This window comes from Halalkalibacter sp. AB-rgal2 (assembly GCF_041821005.1).
In the GTDB taxonomy this organism is placed as follows: domain Bacteria; phylum Bacillota; class Bacilli; order Bacillales; family Bacillaceae_D; genus Halalkalibacter.
This window is the reverse complement of the sequence record NZ_JBGUAV010000035.1, coordinates 38,541-44,645: the sequence shown is the minus strand read 5'-3', so window position 1 is coordinate 44,645 and position 6,105 is coordinate 38,541. Positions and strand designations below refer to the sequence as shown.

4 protein-coding genes are annotated in these 6,105 nt (G+C 38.4%); 1 reads left to right on the top strand and 3 read right to left on the bottom strand.

Going from position 1 to position 6,105, the window contains the following annotated elements:
• Window positions 1-171: 171 nt before the first annotated feature.
• The 3 genes from ACERJO_RS19470 to ACERJO_RS19460 form a co-directional block, all read right to left on the bottom strand.
• Complete coding sequence (locus ACERJO_RS19470; protein WP_373648588.1) at window positions 172-669, bottom strand: hypothetical protein; 498 nt, start codon at window positions 667-669, stop codon at window positions 172-174.
• Between the two features lie 258 nt (window positions 670-927).
• Window positions 928-3,975, bottom strand: a complete 3,048-nt coding sequence (locus ACERJO_RS19465) for an efflux RND transporter permease subunit (protein ID WP_373648587.1) — start codon at window positions 3,973-3,975, stop codon at window positions 928-930.
• 457 nt (window positions 3,976-4,432) lie between these two features.
• A complete protein-coding gene (locus ACERJO_RS19460) occupies window positions 4,433-5,335 on the bottom strand; it encodes a LysR family transcriptional regulator (RefSeq protein ID WP_247103509.1) in 903 nt (300 codons plus the stop codon).
• Window positions 5,336-5,455: 120 nt separating this feature from the next.
• On the opposite strand from ACERJO_RS19460, the gene ACERJO_RS19455 reads away from it, so the two are divergent.
• A complete protein-coding gene (locus ACERJO_RS19455) occupies window positions 5,456-6,028 on the top strand; it encodes an NAD(P)H oxidoreductase (protein WP_247103510.1) in 573 nt (190 codons plus the stop codon).
• The last annotated feature ends 77 nt before the right edge of the window (window positions 6,029-6,105 follow it).

Sequence of the window (6,105 nt, the reverse complement as noted above, 5' to 3'; positions counted from 1 at the left end):
GTTTTTATGACACGAACGAGACCACATCTTTTGAGAAACATCCCCCTAAAGAATCGTATGATCATTAAAGCTAAACATATAACTCCAAGAGGATTCATTTCATCCTTTCTATCATACACCGAGTAAATTTAAGAGGTTGCATCGTTTAGTTGACTAGAATGTCACGTAGTATCACATTCCTGTTTTTCTTGAATTAGTCACAGTAATATATATAGTTAGAACTATACATAATAACAATATAATATGAAATAGTGTATGAAGAGTATTCGGAATAATACCATTTAATTCAGGAAGGAAAGTGTGTGTATCTCCAAACATTTGATTGTACCTAACCGTCCTTTGCTCTACGCCATAGCCAAAGAAATAAGGAATCCACCAATCCAACAATGCCCCTGCAAAAATACAGATTTGATGGATAACCAACCAGAGCTTTACCCAGATTGGATACCCTTTACCCATAAAAATAGATAAGAGTCCCATTAATAATAAAATTTGCATTACACCAATCATTGTAACGATCAACATCTCATTAAATGAACGGCCTTCTGCAATAGCTTGGACATCATTTAATGATCCTAATGGTATCCAATCTTGCATAATCATAAATAATAAAATCAAACTGAACCCTGCAAATAATATCTTCTCCGAAAACCTAATTTCTCTTCTCACAACGTTTCCCTCCTAGTATTTAATAACGCATTTCACAAGGTAAAGTCATATGCTGTATAAAAGGTTATGGCGTTTATTGCACGAACATTATGAATTTCCTCGGTTACACTTTAAAATATCTGTTTTTTTCAAATATACCCAATAGAACACCATGAGATTAGTGCTAGGGAAACAAACATGTCCTTGCATTTTTGAACTTAACAAAAAAGAAAGTGCTCACAGCTTTATAACGCTGTAAGCACATTTCCTTTCCTATTCTTAAATAGCTTTTTCGATACTCTCAGCTTTTTTTCTCTTTTTACGAGTAAAAATCTTTTTCACACCACGTCCAACGTCGTTAAATAACAGATAAACAGATGGAATTAGCACTAACGTAATCACTGTCGCAAACAGCAAACCACCAATAATAACGGTCGCCAATGGCGCCTGATACGCACTAGCACTTCCTGTTGCAAGAGCAAGTGGAAGCATCCCACCTACTGTTGTTAAGGTTGTCATGAAAATCGGACGAATACGGTTTTTCCCAGCTTCTTTGACTGCTTCATGAACGGTAAGTCCCTCATTACGAAGCTGTTTCGTTCGATCAATTAGTAAGATCGCATTGTTTAGCACAATTCCAATCAGCATTAACAATCCTAATGCAGAAAACACACTCAGTTCACTCTGTGTGATTAATAATGCCAAAATCGCTCCAATCACTGTCATCGGAATAACAGACATAACAATAATCGGATGGACTAAGCTGTTAAATTGAACAGCCATGACAAAGTATACAAGGAAAATCGAGATGACTAAAACGATTAACAGGTCCATGATCATTTCTTGCTGTAGCTCAATGTCACCAGCCATCTCTACCGTATAGCCTGCAGGCGTATCAAAGTCAGCTACAACCTGTTGAACATCACGTGAAACCGAGCCTAAATCTCTGCCTTCCATTTCTGCAGAAACCGTCACATAACGCTCGCCATTATCTCTGCTAATTTCTAAAGGTGAATGGATCGTCTCTAAACTCATATAATTCGATAACGGCTCTGTTCCAGTCAGTGTCCCAATTTCGAACTCCTCTAGCGCTTCCTCGTTATCAAGCACAACATCTAATTTAGCAACAACTGGTACGGTCAATCCATTTTCAACCAATTCCCCTACTGGCGCAGTAGAGAAAGACCCTTGCAATTGCCCTAGTATCTCTGAAGCAGTTAAACCATCCTCTTCTAAGGCATCCTCGTCAAGTACTAATAAACGCTCCTCACTTGTCTTATCGATTGAAGTTCCAACATTTACTAAGCCTTCAATCCCTTCAAGCTCACTTACTAAATGATCACCTAGCTCTTGAATGGTTGATAAATCATCACCTTTTACGACTAACTGAATAGGCGCAGCACCTGTTGGTCCCATCAACATGCCAACACTTTTCACAGGGTACTCGTCTTCAAGCTCTCTTAACGCCTCATTAATCGCAATGTTTACCTCATCTTGATCAGTCGTAATCTCATCGCCCTTGGTCATATTTATAAGAGCAAACAAATACTGAACATCATCGAGAAAAATACTCGTCTCAACATCTGGAACTGTTGTTAACTTCTCGCTCGCTGCTTGAACGATTTCATCTCTTTCAGAAGGAGTCAAACCACTTTCAAGCTCAATACCAAGCTCAGCATAACGATCATATACATCTGGCATCAGTGTAATAGGTACTTTCGTTGTCATCACAATTGAGCCAACAAATATGAGGAAGAAGAGACCGATCATCGAATAACGACGTCTTTTCTTACCACTTAACCAACCAATCAAACGGCCATACCCTTCAATGATTCGACTCGATCGCTTCTTTTTATTGGCCTTTCTTTTCAGCTTCAGAAAGTTTTCCGAAAGAGAAGGGATAAGACTAAAGGAAACCACGACCGAACTTACTAACGTAATGACGACTACAACGCTTAAAATAAGAATAAACACACCAAAATCGCCACCAAATAACCCTACAGGAACAAATACAACAACTGTCGTTAACATCGAAGCAAGAACAGCAGTGGCTACCTCACGCACCCCCTTGACAACAGCATCCATTCCAACAAAGCCTTGTTCCTTCTTACGATAAATCGATTCTAAAATAACGATTGACGCATCGACCATCATTCCAATCCCCAGACCGAGACCAACTAATGTCAAAATATTAAAGCTATATCCAATTATCCACATTGTGGAAAAAGTTAAAAGAATCGATACAGGAATGGTCAATCCAACAATGATTGTCGCTCGAATGTTTCGTAAAAACAGCATTAAGATAACGAGTGCAATCATTCCCCCAATCAAAATATTTTGTACCACACCATCTAACGCTGAGCTTACGTAATCAGCCTCCGCGACAATTTCCGTAAAGGAAAATGGAAAGCCTTCTTCTTTCATCGTCTCTACTTCGGCACGAACAGCTTCAGCCATATCTAATTGCGTATAGCCATTCGCACGGCCAATCTCGATCAGAATGAAGTCCCTGCTTCCATCCTTCCACGCGATAGATGAATGTTGATTCGCTTCTTCTCTTACATCAGCAATTTCATCGAGTCTGATCGCTCCATTCATTGTCGGAATCATCGTCTCTTCCAATTCTCCTAGCGTATGAAAGGCTGTATCCCAACGGAGTGACGGTGCATTCTCTTCTTCAGTCAATTCCCCTAAAGACATCGCGATATTTTCTTGCTGTAGAACACTAATCACTTGATTCATATCAAGCCCATGCTCTACTAACTCATCACGATCAAATTCAATGACATACTCTTTCTCTTCAATCCCACTTAAACGAACTTCTCTTACTGAAGCAATGGCTTCGAGTCTTTTTTTCACTTCATTTCGAGCGAAGGTACTTAACTCATCCATCGAACCATCAGACAGCTCCATGTAAAACTCAAACCCTTGATCTGTAGACATCGGGAACACTTCAATAAAGTGAACCTCCGACAGCTCTGCCTCCAAACGACTCGCCCCAGCCTCGAGATCTTTCATCACATCTTGTAAACGTCCATCTTCTATTTCTACATATAAAGAACTACTTCCGGTCGCTGAATTAGACTGAAAGGACTCTACTCCGTCCGTCCCACTTAAAAGCTGCTCAAGTGGTTTTGTTACCCGTTCCTCAACATCTAATACCGGCATATCACCCGCATAGACGGAAACAAGAGCCATATCAAAATCAATGCCCGGTATGAGCTCCTTATCAAGCTTATTAATCGAATAAACCCCTACGATAAAAACTAATACAACCATAAGTCCAATTAAAATTTTACGTTCTAAAATCTTACGTAGTACACTCATTAAAACCCCTCGCTTTTTTCATTGTTATGTATGGACGCATCATCCACACATCATTTCCTTCACTACTTACTATACATGGAAGGATTATCCTACTCGACGTGCTTGAGTCTGTTCCATTCTAAGACTTAAGACTGATTTTCTATTAGATTGCAAACGATGAACCACTACCGGAACGAATAAAATCACATTTACGTATCAAAAGATAAGAAAAATACGATAGCAAACTTTCTTTTCTACAGATATGTACGTAGTGGATTTATTTCAGAAAAACTTATAAAGCACGCATCCTACGCACTCGTGAATTCGTCTTTCTACTCTTTCATTAAATTTCCAGCAACCCCCCTCGTCACATGTAAAGTTATACTGTTTATATAGATATACACAGTATAACACTGAATTTTTCATTGTCAATACAAAATGGGCACAGAAAAAAGATGCTACCCATTACGTATGATTTTCATTGGTGCAATTCTCCACTTAAACGTCCATGTTCACCATCTACGTTCTTACATTTGTTCATTACATTGAAAAAAGCCTCTAAATTAACAGAAAGCCATTTATCCCTATGGACAGCACTATAAATCGCAAGAGGGGTATTATCAAGATTCGTTTGTATCTCCACAAGCTCCCCACTGTTCATTTCTTCTTCCACCGTAAAGTCTGGAAGAATTGCTTTTCCTAAACCAGACAGTACACACTTTTTAATTGCTTCAATGCCAGGTAATTCAATCTTTCTCATTGACACTTGTTCCATCGTTTTGACATATTCGTCAATTATCGAACGCCAGCTACAAGCATTTTCCGTTACAAGCATCGTATGTTGATGAAAATGATTTTTATACTTTGTCGATTGAATGAGTGATAATCTAGTATCCTCCATTTTAGTGATGGTCAATTCATTCGTAGTCCAACCGGCTGTTTCTACTAGAATAGCCACGTCTATTTCGCCCTTCCGTAGCTGATCTGTTAAATTCTCATACTTAATCGATTTAACGGTTAATTGGACATTAGGATAATGCTCCGTGAAGTTCATAATGATTGTTGGGATCCAATAAATCATTAACGATTCACTAACACCGATTGTGAGCTCTCCTGAAGGTTCATCCGATTCTTTAATCATTTCTTTTGATTTAGTGTATAAGGTAATGATATCCAACGCATAAGGGAGAAAACGCCGGCCAGTTTGTGTCAATGTTACTTTTTTACCTAATCGATCAAAAAGCGGATAGCCCAATTCGGTTTCTAACTCTTTAATATGAGCTGTAATGGATGATTGGGCATAACCTAATTCTTGAGCAGCCTTGTTAAATCCCCCTAAATCAACAATTGTTCTAAACGTAATAAGATGACGAAGCTCCATTTCAACCCTCCTATCATTTTTAATGAATTTATATATCATAATTATCAATTTTGCTGAATTATAATCCTATTATATACTGAATCTATACAATATTCCAAAGAGAAAAGAAAGAGGTGCATGATGAAAGTATTAACCGTCGTTACCCACCCAAGATCAGACTCATTAACTTTTGAAGTAGCTCATTCATTTATTAAAGGGCTAAAAGAAGCAGGTCATGAAACGGAATTATTCGATCTTTACCGAAGTGGCTTTGACCCAGTACTATGGGAGGAGGATGAGCCGGATTGGAAAGCAACTGAACAAAGCTATTCTCCTGAGGTTGAATCAGAAATGAAAAAGTTAAATGAATTCGATGCATTAGCATTTATCTTTCCGCTCTGGTGGTGGAGTATGCCAGCTATGATGAAGGGCTATATCGATCGTGTCTGGAATTACGGATTTGCATACGGGCCAGGCAAGCTTCAACATAGTCATGTTTTGTGGCTTAGTCTAGCAGGGGCTCCAATTGAACGTTTTGAAAAAAGAAAATACGATCACATGATCACTCACTACTTTAATGTCGGTTTAGCTGATTACTGTGGCATTCCTCATTCAACCTTTGAGCTTTTTTACGATACTGTCAATGTTAAATCAGGTTATGTAAAAACCTGGTTAAATAGAGCTTATGAGCTTGGTTACCATTATGGAAAATAGATATCATGAATGAATCGAGATGAATACTCTTATATTCATTAATGATCACTGGAGAATATTGAATCACCATTCGAATT